The 18,707-nt window shown below is 71.1% G+C and carries 17 protein-coding genes; 5 read left to right on the top strand and 12 right to left on the bottom strand.

Going from position 1 to position 18,707, the window contains the following annotated elements; all coding sequences use genetic code 11:
• Positions 1-2: 2 nt before the first annotated feature.
• The gene (locus ACFYWJ_RS17490; RefSeq protein WP_355275932.1) at positions 3-1,724 is read right to left on the bottom strand and encodes a BCCT family transporter; all 1,722 of its coding nucleotides are present in this window, start codon (positions 1,722-1,724) and stop codon (positions 3-5) included.
• Between the two features lie 224 nt (positions 1,725-1,948).
• On the opposite strand from ACFYWJ_RS17490, the gene ACFYWJ_RS17485 reads away from it, so the two are divergent.
• The 3 genes from ACFYWJ_RS17485 (at position 1,949) to ACFYWJ_RS17475 (ending at position 5,579) form a co-directional block, all read left to right on the top strand.
• The gene (locus tag ACFYWJ_RS17485) at positions 1,949-3,520 is read left to right on the top strand and encodes a hypothetical protein (protein ID WP_355275934.1); all 1,572 of its coding nucleotides are present in this window, start codon (positions 1,949-1,951) and stop codon (positions 3,518-3,520) included.
• 1 nt (position 3,521) lies between these two features.
• Positions 3,522-4,136 (top strand): DUF305 domain-containing protein, encoded by a 615-nt coding sequence (locus ACFYWJ_RS17480; RefSeq protein ID WP_355275935.1) that lies wholly within the window; start codon positions 3,522-3,524, stop codon positions 4,134-4,136.
• A gap of 234 nt (positions 4,137-4,370) precedes the next feature.
• Complete coding sequence (locus ACFYWJ_RS17475; protein ID WP_355275937.1) at positions 4,371-5,579, top strand: molybdopterin-binding protein; 1,209 nt, start codon at positions 4,371-4,373, stop codon at positions 5,577-5,579.
• 3 nt (positions 5,580-5,582) lie between these two features.
• On the opposite strand, the gene ACFYWJ_RS17470 is transcribed toward ACFYWJ_RS17475, so the two are convergent.
• The 4 genes from ACFYWJ_RS17470 to ACFYWJ_RS17455 all read right to left on the bottom strand — a co-directional run bounded on the left by ACFYWJ_RS17470 (position 5,583) and on the right by ACFYWJ_RS17455 (position 10,620).
• Positions 5,583-6,395 carry an IclR family transcriptional regulator gene (locus tag ACFYWJ_RS17470; RefSeq protein ID WP_355275939.1) on the bottom strand — a complete coding sequence of 271 codons (813 nt, stop codon included), beginning with the start codon at positions 6,393-6,395 and terminating at the stop codon, positions 5,583-5,585.
• A 196-nt stretch (positions 6,396-6,591) separates the two neighbouring features.
• Complete coding sequence (locus ACFYWJ_RS17465) at positions 6,592-8,871, bottom strand: LuxR C-terminal-related transcriptional regulator (RefSeq protein ID WP_355275941.1); 2,280 nt, start codon at positions 8,869-8,871, stop codon at positions 6,592-6,594.
• Positions 8,872-8,944: 73 nt separating this feature from the next.
• Complete coding sequence (locus ACFYWJ_RS17460) at positions 8,945-10,186, bottom strand: SPFH domain-containing protein (RefSeq protein WP_355275943.1); 1,242 nt, start codon at positions 10,184-10,186, stop codon at positions 8,945-8,947.
• A gap of 2 nt (positions 10,187-10,188) precedes the next feature.
• On the bottom strand, positions 10,189-10,620 hold the full coding sequence (locus ACFYWJ_RS17455; RefSeq protein WP_355275945.1) for an NfeD family protein: 432 nt from the start codon (positions 10,618-10,620) through the stop codon (positions 10,189-10,191).
• 142 nt (positions 10,621-10,762) lie between these two features.
• Between ACFYWJ_RS17455 and ACFYWJ_RS17450 the strand changes: the two genes are divergently transcribed.
• Both ACFYWJ_RS17450 and ACFYWJ_RS17445 read left to right on the top strand, forming a co-directional pair.
• Complete coding sequence (locus ACFYWJ_RS17450) at positions 10,763-11,575, top strand: DUF3097 domain-containing protein (protein ID WP_355276012.1); 813 nt, start codon at positions 10,763-10,765, stop codon at positions 11,573-11,575.
• Positions 11,576-11,646: 71 nt separating this feature from the next.
• A complete protein-coding gene (locus tag ACFYWJ_RS17445) occupies positions 11,647-12,462 on the top strand; it encodes a hypothetical protein (protein ID WP_355275947.1) in 816 nt (271 codons plus the stop codon).
• A gap of 7 nt (positions 12,463-12,469) precedes the next feature.
• Here the strand turns inward: ACFYWJ_RS17445 and ACFYWJ_RS17440 are convergent, their stop codons facing one another.
• From ACFYWJ_RS17440 to fabG1, 7 genes are all read right to left on the bottom strand, one after another.
• A complete protein-coding gene (locus ACFYWJ_RS17440) occupies positions 12,470-12,892 on the bottom strand; it encodes a hypothetical protein (RefSeq protein WP_355275949.1) in 423 nt (140 codons plus the stop codon).
• 110 nt (positions 12,893-13,002) lie between these two features.
• Positions 13,003-14,097, bottom strand: a complete 1,095-nt coding sequence (locus ACFYWJ_RS17435) for a hypothetical protein (protein ID WP_355275951.1) — start codon at positions 14,095-14,097, stop codon at positions 13,003-13,005.
• A gap of 23 nt (positions 14,098-14,120) precedes the next feature.
• On the bottom strand, positions 14,121-15,332 hold the full coding sequence (locus ACFYWJ_RS17430; RefSeq protein WP_355275953.1) for a hypothetical protein: 1,212 nt from the start codon (positions 15,330-15,332) through the stop codon (positions 14,121-14,123).
• A 131-nt stretch (positions 15,333-15,463) separates the two neighbouring features.
• Positions 15,464-15,865, bottom strand: coding sequence for a hypothetical protein (locus tag ACFYWJ_RS17425; protein WP_355275955.1), 402 nt, complete (start codon positions 15,863-15,865; stop codon positions 15,464-15,466).
• Positions 15,866-15,951: 86 nt separating this feature from the next.
• Positions 15,952-17,001, bottom strand: a complete 1,050-nt coding sequence (locus ACFYWJ_RS17420; protein WP_355275957.1) for a ferrochelatase — start codon at positions 16,999-17,001, stop codon at positions 15,952-15,954.
• Entirely contained in the window at positions 17,001-17,837 is an 837-nt protein-coding gene (inhA, locus tag ACFYWJ_RS17415) for an NADH-dependent enoyl-ACP reductase InhA (RefSeq protein ID WP_218716513.1), read from the bottom strand. Before inhA ends, ACFYWJ_RS17420 begins: the two co-directional genes overlap by 1 nt.
• Before the next feature lie 81 nt (positions 17,838-17,918).
• Positions 17,919-18,635: a 3-oxoacyl-ACP reductase FabG1 gene (fabG1, locus tag ACFYWJ_RS17410; protein WP_355275959.1), complete on the bottom strand. Its 717-nt coding sequence runs from the start codon at positions 18,633-18,635 to the stop codon at positions 17,919-17,921.
• Positions 18,636-18,707 lie beyond the last annotated feature (72 nt).

Here is an 18,707-nt window from a genome sequence, read left to right as displayed (position 1 = left end):
GGTCAGCGCGCGGCCACGCCGCCCTGCTCGTCGTCCTCGGTGGGCTCGGTGACCAGGGCGAAGTCGCCGTCATGCTGTTCGGTGCCCTTGTCCACAGCGATCTCGACGAGTTCGATGCCACGGTCGGCGCGGACGATCAGCGGGTCTTCGCGCAGGTCCTTGTAGAGCGAGACGCACATCGCGGCCATCACCACCAGGAACGGCAGCGAGACCACGGTGGTGAGCGCTTGGAGACCGGTGAGCGCACCCCCGAGGTCGTCGGAATCAGCGATGACCAGCATGATCGCGGCGACGGCACCGGTCGCGGCGCCCCAGAAGATGACGATCGGGCGGGACGGTTCGATGCTGCCGCGTTCGGACAGGGTGCCCATCACGATCGAGGCCGCGTCGGCGCCGGAGACGAAGAAGATGCCAACGAGGATCATCACGACCACCGTGGTGACCGAGGTGAGCGGGTACTGGTCCAGCAGGTGGAACAGCGCGAAGTCCGAATCGACGGTGCCGTTGGGTTCGGTGAGATCGCCGTGCTCGGCCTGTTCGGCGATGCCGGCGCCGCCGAAGATCGCGAACCACAGCAGGCTGACCGCGCTCGGCACCAGCAGCACGCCGGTGACGAACTGGCGGATGGTGCGGCCGCGGCTGATCCGCGCGATGAACATGCCGACGAACGGGGTCCACGAGATCCACCAGGCCCAGTAGAAGATCGTCCAGCTCGACAGCCACTGCTGCATCGCCTCGTCACCGGCGCCGGTGCGCGAGGCCATCGTCGGCAGCATTTCCACGTAGTCGCCGATCGAGGTCGGCACCATGTTCAGGACGAACAGGGTCGGCCCGGCGACGAAGACGAACGCCGCGATCGCCAGCGCCAGCACCATATTGATGTTGGACAGCCACTGGATGCCGCGTTCCACCCCCGAGACCGCCGACAGCACGAACGCGACGGTCAGGCCGGAGATGATGGCGACCAGGCCGACCTTGCCGATGCCGTCGATCCAGCCGTTGAACTCCATGCCCGCACCGATCTGCAGGGCGCCGAGACCGAGCGAGGCCGCCGACCCGAACAGGGTCGCGAAGATCGCCATCATGTCGATGGCGCGCCCGCCGATCCCGTCGGCGTGGCGGCCGAGCAGCGGCCGGAACACCGCGGAGATCAACTGCGAGCGGCCTTTCCGGAAGGTGCCGTAGGCGATGGCCAGGCCCGCCACCGCGTAGATCGCCCACGGGTGCAGCGTCCAGTGGAACAGCGTGGTGGCCATGGCGACCTCGGCGGCCGCCGGGGAACCGGGTTCTGCGGTGTGCGGTGGCGGAGTCACGAAGTGCGACAACGGTTCCGCCACGCCCCAGAACATCAGGCCGATGCCCATGCCCGCGCTGAACATCATCGCGATCCAGGAGACGGTGCGGAATTCGGGCTTCTCGTCGTCGGCGCCGAGCGGGATCCGGCCGTAGCGGCTGACCGCCAGCCAGATCACGAAGACGACGAAGGTCGTGGCTACCAGGACGAACAACCAGCCGGTATTGGTGATGACCCATTTCTGCGCGGTGCCCGCCGCCGAGGCCAGGCTCTCGTCGTCGAGCACGCCCCAGGCGACGAAGGCGAGGGCGCCGATCGCGGTGGCGCAGAAGACGAACAGATCGATCCGGGACTTCCCCGGCGATCGACCGGCTATCGGGCTCCCGTCCGCGTCCACGTCACCGGACCTGCCTACGACATCGTTCGACATGGAATCCGAGTCCTTTCCGGTCGCGGAAGACGGCCCTGACAGACACGCAGTCGTAACGCAGGCAACCGTACAGCGTTCCTCCGCCCGGGTGGGGGACCCGACTCGCCGGTCGAGCGGCCGTTCGTCGAAATCGCCCCCGCGGTGGGGTCGCCCGACTTACCATCCAAAGCAGCGGACTGCTGTCTGAGTCAGTTCGGGTCGCGGGGCATGATCGGGAGGCAAGGATGCGCGCACGGTCGGGACGGTCGGTCCTGCGATTCACGGCGTCGGCCGCGGTCGCGGTGCTGGTGGCGATGGGGGTGCCCGCGGGTTCGGCGGACCCGTTCGCGGATCTCACCGGTGCGGTGCAGGAATTCCTCGATGTCGGACGAATATCGGTGCCGCGCGCCGACTGCGGGCCGGGCTCGCTGCCCGAGACGGGGATGCAGGGCGACGTGCCCGCCGGTGACCGAGACAGTGGGCGCAGCACGCAGGGGTACCGCTGCAATATGTCGATGGTCGGCAACTATCAGGGGCGCGGCGCGGGCATCACCTCGACCAGTTTCGAGCACTGCGCCTATATGGGCACGTTCTTCCCCGGCAACATGCTCAGCGAGCAGCAGGGCGTGCAGGTGCTCGACGTCTCCGATCCGGCGAATCCGCGGCGCACCGCGACGCTCACCGAACCCGCCATGCTGGCCGGGACCTGGGAGACGTTGAAGGTCAACACCACTCGCAAGTTGCTGGTCGGTACCGGCGTCCCGGTCGCGATCGGCGCGGGCTATCTGTCGGTCTACGACATCTCCGACTGCGCGCATCCGCGCCTGCTCAATCCGGGCACCGGCTCGAATCTGCTGATGCCACTACCGATCACGACGCACGAGGGCGGCTTCTCCCCCGACGGGCGCACCTACTGGGCCTCCGGGATCGCGCCGGGATTCCTCAGTGCGATCGACCTCACCGATCCCTCGCAGCCGCGGGTGGTCTGGCAGGGGCTGACCGGCATCGAGGCGCACGGCCTCGGCGTGAGCCCGGACGGGAACCGGCTCTACATCTCCGCGCTCGGAGGATTCACCGTGCTCGATGTGAGCGCGGTGCAGCGGCGCGACCCGAATCCGCAGGTGCCCCACCTGGGCCGGACGTTCTGGACCGACGGGTGGGCCACCCAGCACAGCGTGCCGGTGACCTACGACGGCGTCCCGCACGTCTTCACCGTCGACGAAGGGGGTTCCGGCGGCGTGAAGCTCATCGACGTATCCGTCGACGGCGACCCCAACATCAGGGCGAAGATCAAGCTGGAGATCAACCTCCCGCACAACATCGACGCCAATGTCGGGTCGTCCATGGGCGGTTCGGCGTTCTCCTACGAATCGCACTACTGCGCGGCCGATCGGCCCGACGATCCGACAGCGCTCGCGTGCGGGTGGATCTCCTCGGGAATCCGGGTGTTCGACGTGCGCGATCCGGACGCGATCCGCGAGATCGCGTATTTCAATCCACCCGCCAGGACCGGCCGCAACCTGGAGGTCTGGAACTCGCCGCACGCGCTGGCCTCGATCGTCGGCGTTCCGGTGATGAGCGCGCCCGCGGCGCTGCGGGCGATGGCCGAGGGGCTGTTCGATCCCGCGCAGGTGCTGACCTCGCGCGCGGGCGACATCGCCTTCGGTGACATGTCGAGCGACTGGTGCTTCTCGCCTCCGGAGTGGCGGGGCGATCAGCTCTATGTCGCCTGCTCCGACAACGGGTTCATGGTGTTGCAGCTCGACAACGCGGTGTATTCGCCGCCGGCGGATCAGCAGTCCACCGTGGGGTCGTGAGATGGGTCGCGCGCTGCGGGTCGCCGCGCTCGGCTCGGCCGCGGTGTTCCTGCTGGTGCTCGGCGCGGCCCTGCGGCCGCTGCTGATCGCCGAGAGCGCCACGCCCGCACCGGTGCTCGACGCGGTCGAGCTGGGTTTCGTCCAGGACATGACCGCCCACCATCAGCAGGCGCTGATCCTGGTCGAACGGCTCGACCCCGCCGCCGATCCGTCCGTGCGCAAGATGGCCGACCAGATCGCCGACGTCCAGCGGGTGGAGATCGGCACCCTGCTCGGCTGGACCCAGCTCGCCGACGCGGCACCGACCTCCGCGCGACCGATGGCCTGGATGGCGAATTCCGGCGGGCACCACCATGATTCGACGGCGCCGATGCCGGGGATGGCCACCACCGCCGACCTCGACGCCCTGTCCGCCGCGCGCGGCGCCGACGCCGAGACCCTGTTCCTGCAACTGATGTATCGCCACCACTCCGGGGGCGTCACCATGGCCCGCGCCGCCGACGCCCTGCTCACCTCCGGTCCGGTGAAACAGGCGGCCCGCGCCATGGCGCAGTCCCAGAGCCAGGAGATGGGCTACCTCGGGATGCTCCTGGACGCCCGGGGAGTCCGCCCCTGAACCACCCGGCGCCGTCGGCGTCGCGTCGCTACGATGCGCTCGGGCCCGGCCGCGGAACGCCCGGGTCGATGGCGGTCCGTCCGGCGGTGATGTGTCCGAATCCGCACGAGCGTGGCCCGGACCGGGTGAGCACAACGTCATCGTGGGGCAACTGCCCAGAAAATCGCAGGCAATGGCTGATGCGGACGATGTGTCGGATTGCCGGTGAATTGTGGGCGGAGGCTGGACGTGGTGGTGAGCGCGCGAGCGGGCGTGGTTGTTCCGGCCGTGGGATGTGGGCTGGCCGAGGTGCGGGCCCGGATCGCCGCGCGCCTGCTGCCGATCGGCGTGCGCGAGCTACCCGTGGCCGACGCGATCGGCGCCACCCTGGCCACCGCGCTGACGACCGGCGGCCCGCTCCCCCGGGTCGACAGCGCGGCGATGGACGGCTACGCCGTCGCGGGCCCTGGGCCGTGGTGGAGCCTCCACCAGCAGGTCAGGTACGCCGGACGCAGCTGCTCGGTGGTGCTCGCGCCCGGTGAGGCGGTGCGCATCGCCACCGGCGCCGCCACCCCGCTCGGCACCACCGCCACCCTGCGCGACGAACACGTGGTGACGACCACCGTCTCCGGCAAGCCGGTGGTCATGCGCGCGCCCGGCGCCCCCGTCCGCGACGACACCCGCCGCCAGGGCGAACACTGGAACAGCGGGGTCCAGCTGGCGAGCGCGGGCACGCGGGTCTCGGCCGCGCTGGCCTCCGCGGCGCTGAGCGCCGAAGCCGAGACCGTCACGGTGCGTGGTCCGCTGCGCGCCGACGTGGTGATGACCGGCGACGAGATCCGCGCGGTCGGCCCGCTCGGCGCGCACGAGACCAGGGACTCGCTCGGCCCGGTGCTGCCCCAGTTCCTGCGCTGCTGCGATATCGAGAGCACCGGGCTGTGGCATCTCGCCGACGGCGAAGACCTGCTGCGCTCCTGGCTGACCCTGAAATCCCACGCCGACCTCGTGGTGATGGTCGGGGCGACCGGGCGCGGCGCCGCCGACCACCTGCGCGCCCTGCTGGCCGACCTGGGCGCCCGGATCGTGGTCGAGCGCGCCGCCATCCGGCCGGGCGGCTCCACCCTGGTGGCCCAGCTCCCCGACGGCAGGGTGCTGCTCGGCCTGCCCGGCAACCCGTTCGCCGCGATCGCGGCCCTGCTCGCCATCGGCCCCGCCGTCGTCGACGCCCTCACCCAGCGCACCCCCGGACCCACCATGTGGGGCAGGCTCTCGGACGCGGGCGTACTCGAGGGCGCCTCGACCCGGCTGGTCCCCATCCAGCAGCAGACCGGCGGCGTGTGGCGCAGTACCGGTCCCGCGCACACCCCCCACCTGGCCGGGCTCATCGGCTGCCAGGCGCTCGCCGTCCTCCCGCCCGGCACCGGCCGGGGCACGCTGGTCGAACTGCTGCCGCTCCCCTACTGATTCCTAGTGCCAGCGGCCGTACCGGGGAAAGACCGCCCGCGCGGCCTCGTCGGCGACCTCGACGAGAATCCGCGCCAACCGGCTCGTCCCGGGCGCGCGCGCCCCACCGAGCCGGCCCGACAGGGACAGCGCGGCGACCGCGCCGGGCACCCGGCCCCGGATCGGCACCGCCACGCACGCCACCCCGACGACCGACTCCTCGCGATCGACGGCGACCCCCTGATGAGTCCGGACGCGATCGAGTTCCCGATGCAACTCGGCACGGGTGCCGATCGTGCGCGGTGTCCGCTGCGGCAGCCGCTCCCGGAAGGCCAGTTCCACGACGCTCGGGTCCAGCGTCGCGAGCAGCGCCTTCCCAACGGCGGTGCAGTGCGCGGGCATCCGGCCGCCGAGCCGGGTGGGGATGCTGTCGCAGGACCGGCCCGCCGCCTTGTCCAGGTAGAGCACTTCGGGCCCGTCGAGCACGCCGAGGTGCCCGACCATCCCGGTCCGCTGACACACCTCGTGCAGCAGCGGGCTCACCGCGTCCCTGATCTCGTTGTGCTCGACAGCGAGCCCGCCGACCTCGAGCGCCCGCGTCCCGAGCCGGTACCCGCCCGGCGCGTGCGCGAGCCAGCGCAGCCGGACCATCTGATCGATGATGCGGTGCACGCTCGAGCGCGGCAGTCCGGTCCGGTCGGACACGTCGAGCAGCGTGCGGACCGGATCCGGCCCGTCGAACGCGTCCAGGATCAAGGTCATCCGATCGATCATGGAGGACGGCGGCGGACCGCTCTGCTGCGCGGACCGGGGCTGGACGAGCACGTCGACCGTCATGGGTCACCTCATTTACCTAGCGATGGTGTCCCCCATCACAGTGCCGTCCCGGCGACGCGCGGGAATCGCGGAAACTACGGAGATCTCCCGTCGACTACGGATGTTTCCGGGCTCGCCGGGATCCGGTCCCACTCAGTGGCCTGCCGGGGCCGCCCAGCGGGATGGTCCGTCCCCGGTCACCGCGGAGATGCCACCGTCAGAGGGTGTTCCGGCTGACCCAGGCGGCGACCTGGGTGCGCGAGGTGAAGCCGAGTTTGGTGAGGATGTGGTCGACGTGGCTCTCGGCGGTACGGATCGAGATCACCAGCTCCTGCGCGATCCGGCGATTGCCGTAGCCCTTCGCGATCAGGCGCGCGACATCGCGTTCCCGCCGGGTCAGCACGTCGAGCCCGCCGGGCGCGGCCGCCGGGACCGGGGGCGGCGCGGTGTCCATCGCGTAGTCCACGGCGTCGTCGAGGCTCAGCGCGGCGCCCGCGTCGAAGCACGCGGCGAACTCCTGTTCCCCCAGCGCGGCGAGGACCTGATCGCGCACCCGCTGCCCGATGAGCTGGGTCATCGCGTGCGCCAGCCGTTGCGAACTGCCCTGGCGGACAGTCGATGCCGCCCCCATCAGGCGGGCGGCGCGCACCGGGTCGCCGTCGGCGGCGGCCGCCCAGGCCAGACCGTCCACGCTGGTGGCGAGCCACGCGCACCGATCGAAGAGCCGGAACAACTCGATCGACCGGCGCAGCGACGCGACGGCGCCGCGCTGGTCACCGTCGCGCCACTGCTGGGTGCCGACCGCCCAGTACGCGAGACCACCGAGCAGGTGCGAGCCGTGTTCGGTGGTCAGCGCCAGCAGCCGCTCGGCCATGGCACCGGCGAGTGGGTCGTCCAGGGCCAGCGCGCAGACGGCGGCGAACGCCAGGCTCTCCATCTCCACCCGGGGGTGCACGCACTCGTGCGCGCTCACCGACGCCGCCACCGAGATGTCGAGCGCGTCGCGCAGCTCGCCCGCGCCGAAGGCCAGGACCGCCCCCGCCATCGCGGCCTCGGCCCGCACGTCGGCCGACCCGGATTCGGCCGCGATCTCGGTCCCGGCCCTGGCGAACTCCGCCGCCGTCTCGGTGTCGGACAGCATCGCCGCCATCACCGAGCTCACGGTCAGTGCCCTGGCCCGGTCGACCGTGCGCTCGGTGTCCTTGGCCAGCGCCTCGGACAGCCAGCGATACCCCTCCAGGAGGAAATGACAGTGCTCCCAGAACGGCCACAGCTCGGTCGCGATCTCCAGCGCGCGCCGGGCACCGGCCGGATCGCCGAGTGAGAATTGCAGTGCCGCACGGAGATTCGCGTGCTCCCGGCTGAGGTCGCGGAACCAGTCGACGTCGGTGCCGCTCCAGTAGTCGGTGCGCCCGCGGCACGCGAGCCGGTAGTAGTACTCGCGGTGACCGACCCGGACCGCGTATTCGGCACCCCGGGCCCGCAACCGGTCACCGGCGAACTGCCGCAACGGCTCGAGCATCGAATACCGCCCCGCCCCGTCGACGCCGGGACCGTAGGCCAGCACCGACTTCTCCACCAGCCCGGTCAGCGCGGCCAGCAGCGCGTGCGGCGCGTCGAGCAGGCAGACCGCCTCGGCGGCGTCGAGGTCGAAGCCGCCGGCGAAGACCGACAGCTGCTCCCACAGCAGCTGCTCGTCGGGCGTGCACAGGTCATAGCTCCAGCGGATCGCCGAGGCCAGGGTCTGCTGGCGGTGCGGCGCGGTCCGCAATCCGGTGGTGAGCAGGCCCATCGCGTCGTCGAGGCGGGTGAGGACCTGCTCGGGGGTGAACATCCGCATCCGCAGCGCCGCCAGTTCCAGCGCGAGCGGGATGCCGTCGAGCCGCAGGCAGATGGCGGCGAGGGTCGCCGCGTTGGCCGGGGTCCGCCGGAAGGCCGGGTCCGCCGCGGTCGCGCGGTCGACGAGCAGCCGGGCCGCGGGACTGTCGAGGTCGCCGGAGGCGGGATCGGGCACCGACAGCGGCGCGACCGGCAGGACCTGTTCGCCCGGCACACCGAGCGGCTCACGGCTGGTGGCGAGGATGCGCAGTCCGGTCGTCGCGGGAATGATCCGGTCCGCGAGCGCCGCGCACGCGCCGATCACGTGCTCGCAGTTGTCGAGGATCAGCAGCAGGTCCCGGTCGGCCAGGAAATCGGTGAGGACGGCCAGCGGCGCGCTGGTGTCGTCGCGCAGGCCGAGCTCCCGTGCCACGGTCGAGGCGACCAGGTTCTGATCGCTGACGTGGGCCAGTTCGACCAGCCACACCCCGTCGGGGAAGGCGCGCTGCACGGTCTCGCCGACCCGCCTGCTCAGCCGGGTCTTGCCGACCCCACCCACCCCGGTCAGCGTGAGTAATCGGGTACCGGCGAGCAACTGCTTGGCCGCCGCGACATCGTCATCGCGGCCGACGAAGCTGGTCACTTCCGCCGGGAGGTTCCCGGACACACGCCTGCCCACGCCCGCTACTTTCGCACGCGCGCCGAGCCCGGTGGCGGCTTTCGGCACACTCGCGGGCAGGCGGTCCCCGACCTCAGCTGTGCTGCGGCGGCTGCCAGGGGCGACCGTACGGATCGTCCGGGCGCGGCGCGGGCGGCTGCTGCTGGGGTACGTTCGGCGGCGGGGTCGGCAGCGACGGGGGTTCTACCGGCGCAACGGTTTTCGGCCGCGGCGGCTCGAAACCCTCGACGGGGGTGCGGGCCGTGGCCTCCGCGGCGCGCACGGCCTGCTCGATCTTCGGGTCCGACGCCGTCTCGAACCAGTCGGCGACATCGGAGTCGTCCTCGATCTTGACCGGCGGATGCTCCTCGGCGGACGGCTCGTAGCGGAACACCCCGTCCTCGCCCTTGGTGGCGAAGTTCTGGGCGAAGCCCTCGAGCGCCTTGCCGAAATCGCTGGGCACCAGCCACACCTTGTTGGCGTCGCCGCGCGCCACCATCGGCAGCGTCTGCATGTACTGGTAGGCCAGCAGCTCCGGCGTCGGCTTGCCGTTCTTGATGGCCGCGAACACCTTCTCGATGGCCTTGGCCTGACCCTGCGCCTGCAGGTACGAGGCGGCCCGTTCACCCTGTGCGCGCAGGATGCGGCTCTGCCGCTCACCCTCGGCCGACAGGATCGCCGACTGCTTGCCGCCCTCGGCGGCCAGGATCTGGGCCTGCTTGGCGCCCTCGGCCGTCTTGATCTGCGATTCGCGGGTGCCCTCCGCGGTGAGGATCATCGCCCGCTTCTCGCGGTCGGCCTTCATCTGCTTCTCCATCGATTCCTGGATCGACGGCGGCGGATCGATGGACTTGAGCTCGACCCGGGCCACGCGCAGGCCCCAGCGGCCGGTCGCTTCGTCGAGGACGCCGCGCAGCTGGTTGTTGATCTGGTCGCGGGAGGTCAGCGTCTCCTCCAGTGTCATGCCGCCGACCACGTTGCGCAGCGTGGTGACGGTGAGCTGCTCGACCGCGGCGATGTAGTTGCTGATCTCGTAGACGGCCGCCTGCGGGCTGGTGACCTGGAAATACACCACCGAGTCGATCTGCAGGGTGAGGTTGTCCTGGGTGATCACCGGCTGCGGCGGGAAGGACACGACCCGCTCCCGCAGGTCCACCTTGGCGCGGACGCGGTCGGCGAACGGGACGAGGAAGGTGAGCTGACCGGACACGGTGCGCGAATAGCGCCCGAGCCGTTCGATCACCGCCGCCTCGGCCTGCGGTACGAGAGCGATCGATTTGAAGACCACCACCACGACCAGCAGGACGAGGACAGCGGCCACGATCAAGGCAACCATTACTAGGGACCCTTCCAGACGACGGCGGTCGCGCCGTCGATCTTCATCACGTAGACGGTCACGCCGGCGTCGTACACTTCGCTGGGATCCAGCGGGCGGGCGGTCCAGACCTCACCGCCGAGCTTCACCTGACCCGAATGCGCCGCGACCTGTTCGAGGACGAGCGCCGACTTTCCCGGCAGCGCATCGACATTCGTCGGAATCGGGGGCGGGGAACCGAACTTGCGCCGCAGCACCGGGCGCACCCCGAGGAACAGCACGCCCGCGACCGCGCCGAACACCAGCGCGTCGCCCCACAGGGGTAGGTCGGCCGCGGCGCTGACGCCGGCGGTACCCAGCGCGGCGACACCGAGCATGAGCAGCGTGAGATCCCCGGTGAGCATTTCCGCCGCCGCGAGGACGATGCCCGCGATCAGCCAGACTATTGCGGCCACCATCCCAGACTAGCCGCGATCACGGCTTTCCGGGCGGGCTCGCCGACCCTGGGCGCGATCATGGGGTTCAATCGCTTTCGCGCGCCGCTGCCGCCGTCACGGGGCCCGCGCCTCTAAGCTCGGCCGGGTGAGTGGGCGTGACATGTACGGCGGCGATATCTATTCCGGGCACCAGCGAACCAGGAAGACACCGGTGCCGAAGGTGAGCGCCGACCGCGATCTGGTCGTGGAGGACGCGGCGAGCGGATTCTGCGGCGCCGTAGTCGGTTTCGACCGCAGCTACGACGGCGACTTCGTGAAACTCGAGGACGGGCGCGGCGCCGTCCGGCTGTTCGCGCTGCGCGAGGCGGCGTTCCTGATCGACGGCAAACCGGTCACGCTGGTGCGGCCCACGGCGACCGCGCCTACGCAGCCGACCCGGTCGGCCTCCGGGTCGACGCGGGTCGAGGGACTGCGCGCCCGGGTGGCTCGGACCAGCCGGATCTGGGTGGAGGGCGTGCACGACGCGGCCCTCGTCGAGCGCGTGTGGGGCCACGACCTGCGGGTGGAGGGCGTCGTCGTCGAGCATCTGGAGGGCCTCGACAATCTCGGCGCGAAACTGACCGAGTTCGCGCCCGGCCCCGGCGCCCGGGTGGGCGTGCTCGTCGACCACCTCGTGACCGGCTCCAAGGAGACCCAGCTGACCACCGGGCTCGGCCCGCACGTGCTGGTGACCGGGCATCCGTTCATCGATGTGTGGCAGGCGGTGCGGCCCGCCGCGGTCGGGATCGAGGCCTGGCCGACGGTGCCACGCGGCGAGGACTGGAAGACCGGGATCTGCGCGCGCCTGGGCTGGGGAACACCGCAGGAGGGCTGGCGCCGCGTCTACGACGCGGTCGGCTCGTTCCGCGATCTGGAGGCGCCGCTGATCGGCGCCGTCGAACGGCTCATCGACTTCGTCACCGAGCCCGAGTAAGTCCACCCGCAGGTCAGACAGGCCCTCAGTGCCCGCACACGATTCCGGGCAAACCTTTATGCTCGATGATTATGTGCTCTCCCAGTGCCACGCTGACGCTGTGGGCCGGCTCCTGGCTGGCCGGTACCAGCGCGCCCGACGACCTCCTGGAGGCACTGCACGCCTGGGCGGCACGGCACACGCTGGCCGCGGGCGACCCGGTCACCGGCGGCCGCACGGACCTGCCGTGGACCTCGCGTGGCGAGGCCGCCGGCACCGGAGTCATGCCGCTGCTCAAGGTGATCCGCGAAGCGATGGCGCCCGAGGGCGCGCAGCTGCGCCTGGTGCTGCCCGCCCCCGGTGACGTGCGCGGCCTGCCGGTCGGCACCGCCTTCGCCGCCGACGCGATCGACGCCGAGGAGGGCCTGCTGCTCGGCGTGCCCGGCGAACAGGGCACCGGCCTGATCCCGCAGTGGGACGACGACGAGACGCTCCAGTGGACCGTGTACAGCGTCGACGTCCCGCACGTCAGCGGGCCCGACATGTCGCTCGGGGAAGCCGAATACACGATGCGCGAGGCCGTCCGCGACGCCGCCGACGCGCTGATGCAGCTGCACACCACCGCCGTCGGCACCGGCGACGCCGACCCGCGCGAACAGATCGAAGCGCAGCTGGCGGCGTACTCCCGGCACGCCTACCCCGACTCGATCCCGTTGCGCGCCAAGCGCATTCTCGACACCGCCGACCATGTGGCGGCGATCCTCACCGTCGCCCAGCACGAACCAGCCTCCGCGCCGACCTCGGCCAGCGCGATCGGCGCGCACGAGTCGCTGCTGCGGCCGCTGTGGAACACGATCAGGGAGGCCCGGCTGGTGGCGGTGCACGCCGCCGCCGGTCCGCCGCGCTAACCGCCGGTCAGCGCCGGTAGGGCTGCTGGTACTGCGGCTGGCCCTGGTAGGGCGCGTACTGCTGCGGATACGGCATCGGCTGCTGGGCCGGATACGGCTGCGGGTACTGCGCCTGCGGGTACTGCGGTGGATACGGCTGCGGGTATCCGTGCGGCTGCTGGTACTGCTGCTGCGGATACGGCTGGGGCGGGTACGGCTGCTGGTACTGCTGAGGCGGCAGTTGCTGCGGCGCACCGGCATTCGAGCCGCTGCTGAGCTTGCGGATCACCACGATCGCGACGATCACTACGACGATGATCAGGATCGTGATCCACAACCAATCGGGCAGGCCGATGCCGACGCTCGTTCCCCCGCCGCCGCGGCGGGCCAGCACCGCGTCCGGCGCGGACGCGAGCGTTGGTGTGGTCGCCGGCATTGCGGCATGAATCATCGGGCCTCCCCGTCTCGAACACCACCTTCCCTCGAAGGTCTGCGCGCAGATGCTAGCGCAGCGGCAGGCCGAAGTGGCAAGCGCCGGTTCGGAATCCGCGCGCCCCGTGCTCAGCGGCAATCGTGGGCGGGCGGGACGGCTCCGGGCGGGAAGAAATCGATCCGGTTGGCATCCGAGCGCGGCAGCAGGAAGGCCACCCCACCGTCCCGATTCCAGGACTCCGGGAGCAGCAGGTACTGATTCCCCGACTGCAGAACGAGTTTGAGACCGTCGTAGCGGAAGGGATAGGCGGCGTCGGACGCCGGGCACGTGAGTTCGGTGACGCCGGGCGCCGCCAGGCCGAGGCGTTTGTCCGCGTACACCGAGACACTCGGCTGATGCGCGAACTGCTCGACCTGCTCGATCGCCCGGCCGGTGCCGACCGCCGCCGAATAGTCGGCCACCGCCCAGAACAAGCCGACCCCCACCAGCACGAACACCGCGCCCCACTCCCCCGCCGTGAGCACATCGGCGGCCGGTTCGCCACCACCCTGATCATTGCGCCGCACCCGCACCGCGGCGACGACCAGCACGACACCGCCGACCAGACACAGCCCCGGCGCGCCGACGATCGACCGCAACGGCGACGAGACGACGATGCTGACCAGTCCGGCGACCACCAGCACGCTCCCGACGACCAGGGTCGCGAGCACCAGCAGCCGACGCTGCGCCGCGCTCATCCGCGGCACCACGAACTCCTGGAACACCCTGCGGCCCAGCAGATACACCAGGAACAGGCACGCCCCGGCCGCGAGCGGAATGAACAGCGAATCCTGACTTCGCATCAGATAGTCCTGCGTCGTCAGCCCGATCGTCGTCGAGTTCACCCCGAAGTAGTCGAAGAACCAGTAGGCGTGCGACCACCCGAAGAAGAACAGCAGTGCGGTCACCAGCGTGGTCGGCGCGGCGAAGTTCCGGATCATGGGCCCGAGACGGGACAGACCGGTCTCGCCGGGAGGCGCGGCGGGTGGGGTGCCCGGTGCCGGGGCGGCGGGTGGCGTGTCCGATCCCGGCGCGGTCGCTGCCGTCGCGGCGGTCAGTGCGTCCGATCCCGACCTGGTCGCCTGCGCCGTGGCGGTCGGTGCCGCCGCGGCCGGGGTGGGTCGCGGCGTGCCGTTGTGTGGATGGGTGGCGCCGGAACCGGTGGAGCCGGTGTTTGTGCTCATGTCGTCGTCCTTCGTCTCACCGGTCAACCGCCGGATGTTCCCGGCGGGGCATCGGTGCCGCTGGTGTCCGCGCCGCCGTTCGTGGTGTTGCCGTCGGAGCCGGTGTTTCCGGCGGTCCCGCCGCCGCCGGACGGTCCCGTCCGCGCTCCGCCCGTCGTTCCCTGACCGGGAACCGCTGTCTCGCTACCGGTCGAACCGTCACCGCCCCCGCTGCTTCCGCCCGTGGTCCCGCCGCTGCCCGAGGTTCCTTCGCCACCGGTCTCGCCGCCCGCGCCGCCGCCGGTCGTTCCGCTGCCGCCGGGTGTGCCCTCGCCACCCGTACCTCCACCCACGCCGCCGCCGGTCGTTCCGCTGCCGCCGGGTGTGCCCTCGCCACCCGTACCTCCACCCGCGCCGCCGGTCGTTCCGCCGCCGGGCGTGCCTTCGCCACCCGCGCCACTGCCGGTCGCGCCGCCGCTGCCTGCGGTGCCTCCAGCACCTGTGCCACCGCCGCCGGTCCCGGTGCCGCCGTTGTCGTCGGTGGTGGGGCACGGCTCGGTGCCGGACAGGTTCACCGTGAGTGTGGTGCCGGGCTCGGCGGTTCCGCCGGAGGGCGAGAGGCCGCTGAAGGTGCAGACGCGCTCGTCCGGCGTGGTCAGGGCGAAGGAGAGGGTGAGGCAGTTCGCGTCGTTTCCGGCGTCCTGGCAGGCTGCCGCCGACGCGGCTTCGATGCGCCCCTTCAGCTCCGGGGTGAACGGGCTGCCGATCTCGGTGAAGGACGGGATCTTGACCGGGGAGCCCTTGGCCTGGTTCCCGCTTCCGGGCTTCTTGGCGGGTGCCGGGCCGCCGCCCGCGGGCGGTCGCGCACCGGGGCCGACCGGGCCGCCCGGCGCGCTCCCGCCGCCACCGGCCTCGCCGATCGGTCCGCCCGGTGCCGCGCCGCTGTCGGGTCTGTTCCCCGGTGCCGCACCGGAATCGGGGCTGCCACCCGGCGCCGTCCCGGCAGAACCACCGTCGGATCCTGACCGGTCTCCCGGCTCCGTGGCCGACTGCTGATCGGCGGTCGCCGAGACACCGGGGTCCGCGGGCGCCGGTGCGAGCGAATCGGCGGCGGGACGCACGCAGCCCGCCGACAGGATCGCGACCGCCGCCACCGCGGCGAGTGCGAGCATCCGGTGGGTGCGCACAGCGGTCCGACGGGTGCCGGTCCGGTGGCCGCCGGGCGCCGGATCAGGTCGAACGGGATCGCATCGCATCGTCCTCTCCTGTCGTGCAGGTGGGACGAGGATGCGCCGGAGAGGCACGGGGCCACGCGCGTACCCGACTACGCGACTACGCGAGAGCGGTGTACGTGCGACGCGGCGTGGCGCAGGGCCGTGGTCGCGGTTCAGAAACCGCCGAGGGCTGCCTTCAGGTCGGGAACGTCGAGGACGACCAGCGTGTCGTCACGGACGACGGGACAGGTCTCGGTGGTGACGGTGTCGACGATGTGACGATTCCAGGAGATCGCGGCGTTCGCGACGGTGTCCTGCACCGTCCACAGTTTCATCGCGCCGGTGAACGCCACCCGGGCGACCTGGGGGCCCAGCGCCTTCCAGGTGCCCTTCTGGCCGTCGAGAATGCCACAGAGTTCGTCCACCGAGTCCTGGGCGATGGTGGGTTCGGTGGGAACCGGGCCCGCGTCCTCGTAACTGGAGTCGTTCCCGCAGCCGCTGAGGCCGGACGCGGTCACGGCCAAGAGGAGCAGGGCGACGGCGGGCCGTCCGCGGCGGGGCAGAGTCGAACGCATCGGAAGTCCTCCGATCAGTCGAGCACAACTCCGCAAAGCCTACTCCCCGGACCCGGTCGACCCGGCGAATGTTTATCCGGTTGTGTTCAGGGCCTGGCCGGGCGCGCCGCCGGGGCGCAGCAGCCGGGCGCGCACAGGGCGCCGTCGACGGTGCAGCCGTAGCCGGGCACCTCGCCGAGTTCACGCACCGGCCCCCCGGCGATCCGCTCCTGGACCAGTTCGACGACCATGCGCGAGAACCGCGGGTCGGTCCCCGGTGTCGCGGCGCGGGCGAAGGCCATGCCGAGCTCGGCCGCCTTCTGCGCGGCCTCGTTGTCGAGATCCCAGATCACCTCGAGGTGATCGGAGACGAAGCCGACCGGGCAGACCACGACGGCGTCGATCCCCTTGCCGTGCAGCACCTCCAGGTGATCGACGATGTCGGGTTCCAGCCACGGCACCTGCGGCGGGCCGGAGCGCGACTGCCACACCAGGTCGAAGTCGGCGAAACCGGTGGCGGCCGCGCACAATCGGGCCGCCTCGGCGACCTGCCTGCTGTAGAGGCGGCCGCCGTCGGCGGGTGGGCCCGCGGCGATATCGGCCGAGACCGGGATGGAGTGCGCGGTGAACACCAGGCGCGCACCGTCGCGGCGATCGGCCGGAATCCGGGCGAGGGCGGCGGTGATCGCGTCGGCGAACGCGGCGATCAGCAGCGGATGGTCGAAGTACTGGCGCAGCTTCACCAGTTCGGGCGCACCGTCGCCGACCGCGGCGCGGGCGCGGGCGATGTCCTCGTCGTACTGGCGGCACCCCGAGTAGCCACCCCACGCCGAGGTCGGGAAGACCAGGGCCGAGCGGACACCGTCGGCGGTCATCCGCGCGACGGTGTCCTCCACCTGCGGGTGCCAGTTGCGGTTGCCGAAATACACCGGCAGCTCGATCCCGGCGTCGGCGAGATCGGTTTCCACCGCGGCGATGATGTTGCGGTTGAGCGCGTTGATCGGCGAGACGCCACCGAAATGCAGGTAGTGCTGGGCGACTTCGTCGAGCCGCGCGCGCGGTACCCCGCGGCCCCGAGTGACGTTCTCCAGAAACGGGATCACGTCCTCGGGGCCCTCGGGGCCACCGAAGGACAGCAGCAGGAGGCCGTCGGTCATCAGTTGGCGGTGAAGCCCTCGGGGAACCACATGTTGTGGCTGGCGCCGCCGTCGACGTAGATGATCGAGCCGGTGGTGGCGGGCAGCCAGTCCGAGAGCAGCGCGACGATCGACTTGCCGACCGCGCGCGCGTCGGCGCCGTCCCAGCCGATCGGCGACGCGCCGTCCCAGTACTCGTCCAGCTGACGCAGCTGCTTGGCGTCGTCGGTGGCGGTACCGGCGATGGCCTTCGCCGCGAGGGTCTTCACCGGACCGGCGGCGATCAGGTTGGAGCGGATCTTCTTGGCGTAGCCCACTTCCCGGGCCACGTACCGGTTCACCGACTCCAGCGCGGCCTTGGAGACGCCCATCCAGTTGTAGTACGGCATCGCCACGCGCGGGTCGAAGTCCATACCGACGATGGAGCCGCCCTCGTTCATCACCGGCAGCACGGCGCGGGCCAGCGAGGCGTAGCTCCAGGCGGAGATCTCGAAGGACTTCGCCACGTCGGGGCCGGGGCCCTCCAGGAACGGCACCGCGTCCGGACCCATCAGGGTCTTGGGCGCGAAGGCGATCGAGTGCAGGACACCGTCGATGCCCTCGGGAGCCAGCTCGCGCAGGGCGTCGGCCAGCGCGCCCAGGTTCTCCTCGTTGGTGACGTCCAGCGGGATGGCGGGCGGCACCTCCTGCGGCAGGCGCTTGGCGATGCGGTCGATCAGCCGCAGCCGTTCCGGGATGCCGGTGATGATCACCTTCGCGCCCTGCTCCTGCGCGACCGCCGCCGCGCTGAACGCGATCGACGAATCGGTGATGATGCCGGTGACCAGGATGGTCTTGCCTTCGAGCAGTCCGCCCATGAGTTTTCGGTTCTCCTGAAATCTGGTGGTCGTTTCGTGCGCCACCGGATTGTCGGCGGCGCGGTGCGATCCGTTAGCGGGTCAGTGACCCATGCCCATGCCGCCGTCGACCGGGATGACGGCACCGGAGACGTAGCGGGAATCCTCGGAGGCGAGGAAGCTGACCACCGCGGCGATGTCCTCGGGCTGGCCGAGGCGCTGCAGCGGGATGAACTTCTTCGCCATCTCCTTCAGGTCGTCGGGCAGCTCTGCGGTCATGTCGGTCTCGATGAAACCGGGCGCGACCACGTTGGCGGTGATCGAACGCGAACCCAGCTCACGGGTCACCGAACGCGCCAGACCGATGACACCGGCCTTGGACGATGCGTAGTTGATCTGACCGGCCTGGCCGCTCATGCCGACGACCGAACCCAGGAAGATCATCCGGCCCCAGCGGCCACGCAGCATCGCGCGGTTGGCGCGCTTGGCACAGCGGAACGCGCCGGTCAGGTTGGCGTCGATGACCTTGGTGAACTGCTCTTCGGTCATGCGCATCAGCAGGGTGTCGTCGGTGATGCCCGCATTGGCCACCAGCACCTCGACCGGACCCTGGTGCTCCTCGACCTCGGTGAACGCCCGGTCGACCGACTCACTGTCGGTGACATCGCACTTCACTCCGAACAGACCTTCCGGCACCCCCGATCCGCGGTGCGTGACGGCGACCTTGTGGCCGTCGGCGAGCAGGCGCTGGGCGACCGCGAGACCGATTCCGCGGTTACCACCGGTCACCAGGACCGAGCGGGATGTGACGTTCGACATAGGGTCCAACCTATCTGTTCCGGTTCGTGTGCCCCGCGTCAGGGTCGCGGCACTGCGACGGCTCACAACGCG

The organism is Nocardia sp. NPDC003269, from assembly GCF_042888005.1.
Taxonomy (GTDB): Bacteria; Actinomycetota; Actinomycetes; order Mycobacteriales; family Mycobacteriaceae; genus Nocardia.
The sequence above is the reverse complement of the archived record's forward strand: the minus strand, read 5'-3'. Positions and strand labels throughout refer to the sequence as shown.

What these genes read in the sequence shown, in the direction of transcription:
- ACFYWJ_RS17490 (WP_355275932.1), bottom strand. Translation starts at nt 1,724, where the DNA reads ATGTCGAACGATGTCGTAGGCAGGTCCGGTGACGTGGACGCGGACGGG.
- ACFYWJ_RS17485 (WP_355275934.1), top strand. Translation starts at nt 1,949, where the DNA reads ATGCGCGCACGGTCGGGACGGTCGGTCCTGCGATTCACGGCGTCGGCC.
- ACFYWJ_RS17480 (WP_355275935.1), top strand. Translation starts at nt 3,522, where the DNA reads ATGGGTCGCGCGCTGCGGGTCGCCGCGCTCGGCTCGGCCGCGGTGTTC.
- ACFYWJ_RS17470 (WP_355275939.1), bottom strand. Translation starts at nt 6,395, where the DNA reads ATGACGGTCGACGTGCTCGTCCAGCCCCGGTCCGCGCAGCAGAGCGGT.
- ACFYWJ_RS17460 (WP_355275943.1), bottom strand. Translation starts at nt 10,186, where the DNA reads ATGGTTGCCTTGATCGTGGCCGCTGTCCTCGTCCTGCTGGTCGTGGTG.
- ACFYWJ_RS17450 (WP_355276012.1), top strand. Translation starts at nt 10,763, where the DNA reads ATGTACGGCGGCGATATCTATTCCGGGCACCAGCGAACCAGGAAGACA.
- ACFYWJ_RS17445 (WP_355275947.1), top strand. Translation starts at nt 11,647, where the DNA reads ATGTGCTCTCCCAGTGCCACGCTGACGCTGTGGGCCGGCTCCTGGCTG.
- ACFYWJ_RS17440 (WP_355275949.1), bottom strand. Translation starts at nt 12,892, where the DNA reads ATGATTCATGCCGCAATGCCGGCGACCACACCAACGCTCGCGTCCGCG.
- ACFYWJ_RS17435 (WP_355275951.1), bottom strand. Translation starts at nt 14,097, where the DNA reads ATGAGCACAAACACCGGCTCCACCGGTTCCGGCGCCACCCATCCACAC.
- ACFYWJ_RS17430 (WP_355275953.1), bottom strand. Translation starts at nt 15,332, where the DNA reads ATGCGATGCGATCCCGTTCGACCTGATCCGGCGCCCGGCGGCCACCGG.
- ACFYWJ_RS17425 (WP_355275955.1), bottom strand. Translation starts at nt 15,865, where the DNA reads ATGCGTTCGACTCTGCCCCGCCGCGGACGGCCCGCCGTCGCCCTGCTC.
- ACFYWJ_RS17420 (WP_355275957.1), bottom strand. Translation starts at nt 17,001, where the DNA reads ATGACCGACGGCCTCCTGCTGCTGTCCTTCGGTGGCCCCGAGGGCCCC.
- inhA (WP_218716513.1), bottom strand. Translation starts at nt 17,837, where the DNA reads ATGGGCGGACTGCTCGAAGGCAAGACCATCCTGGTCACCGGCATCATC.
- fabG1 (WP_355275959.1), bottom strand. Translation starts at nt 18,635, where the DNA reads ATGTCGAACGTCACATCCCGCTCGGTCCTGGTGACCGGTGGTAACCGC.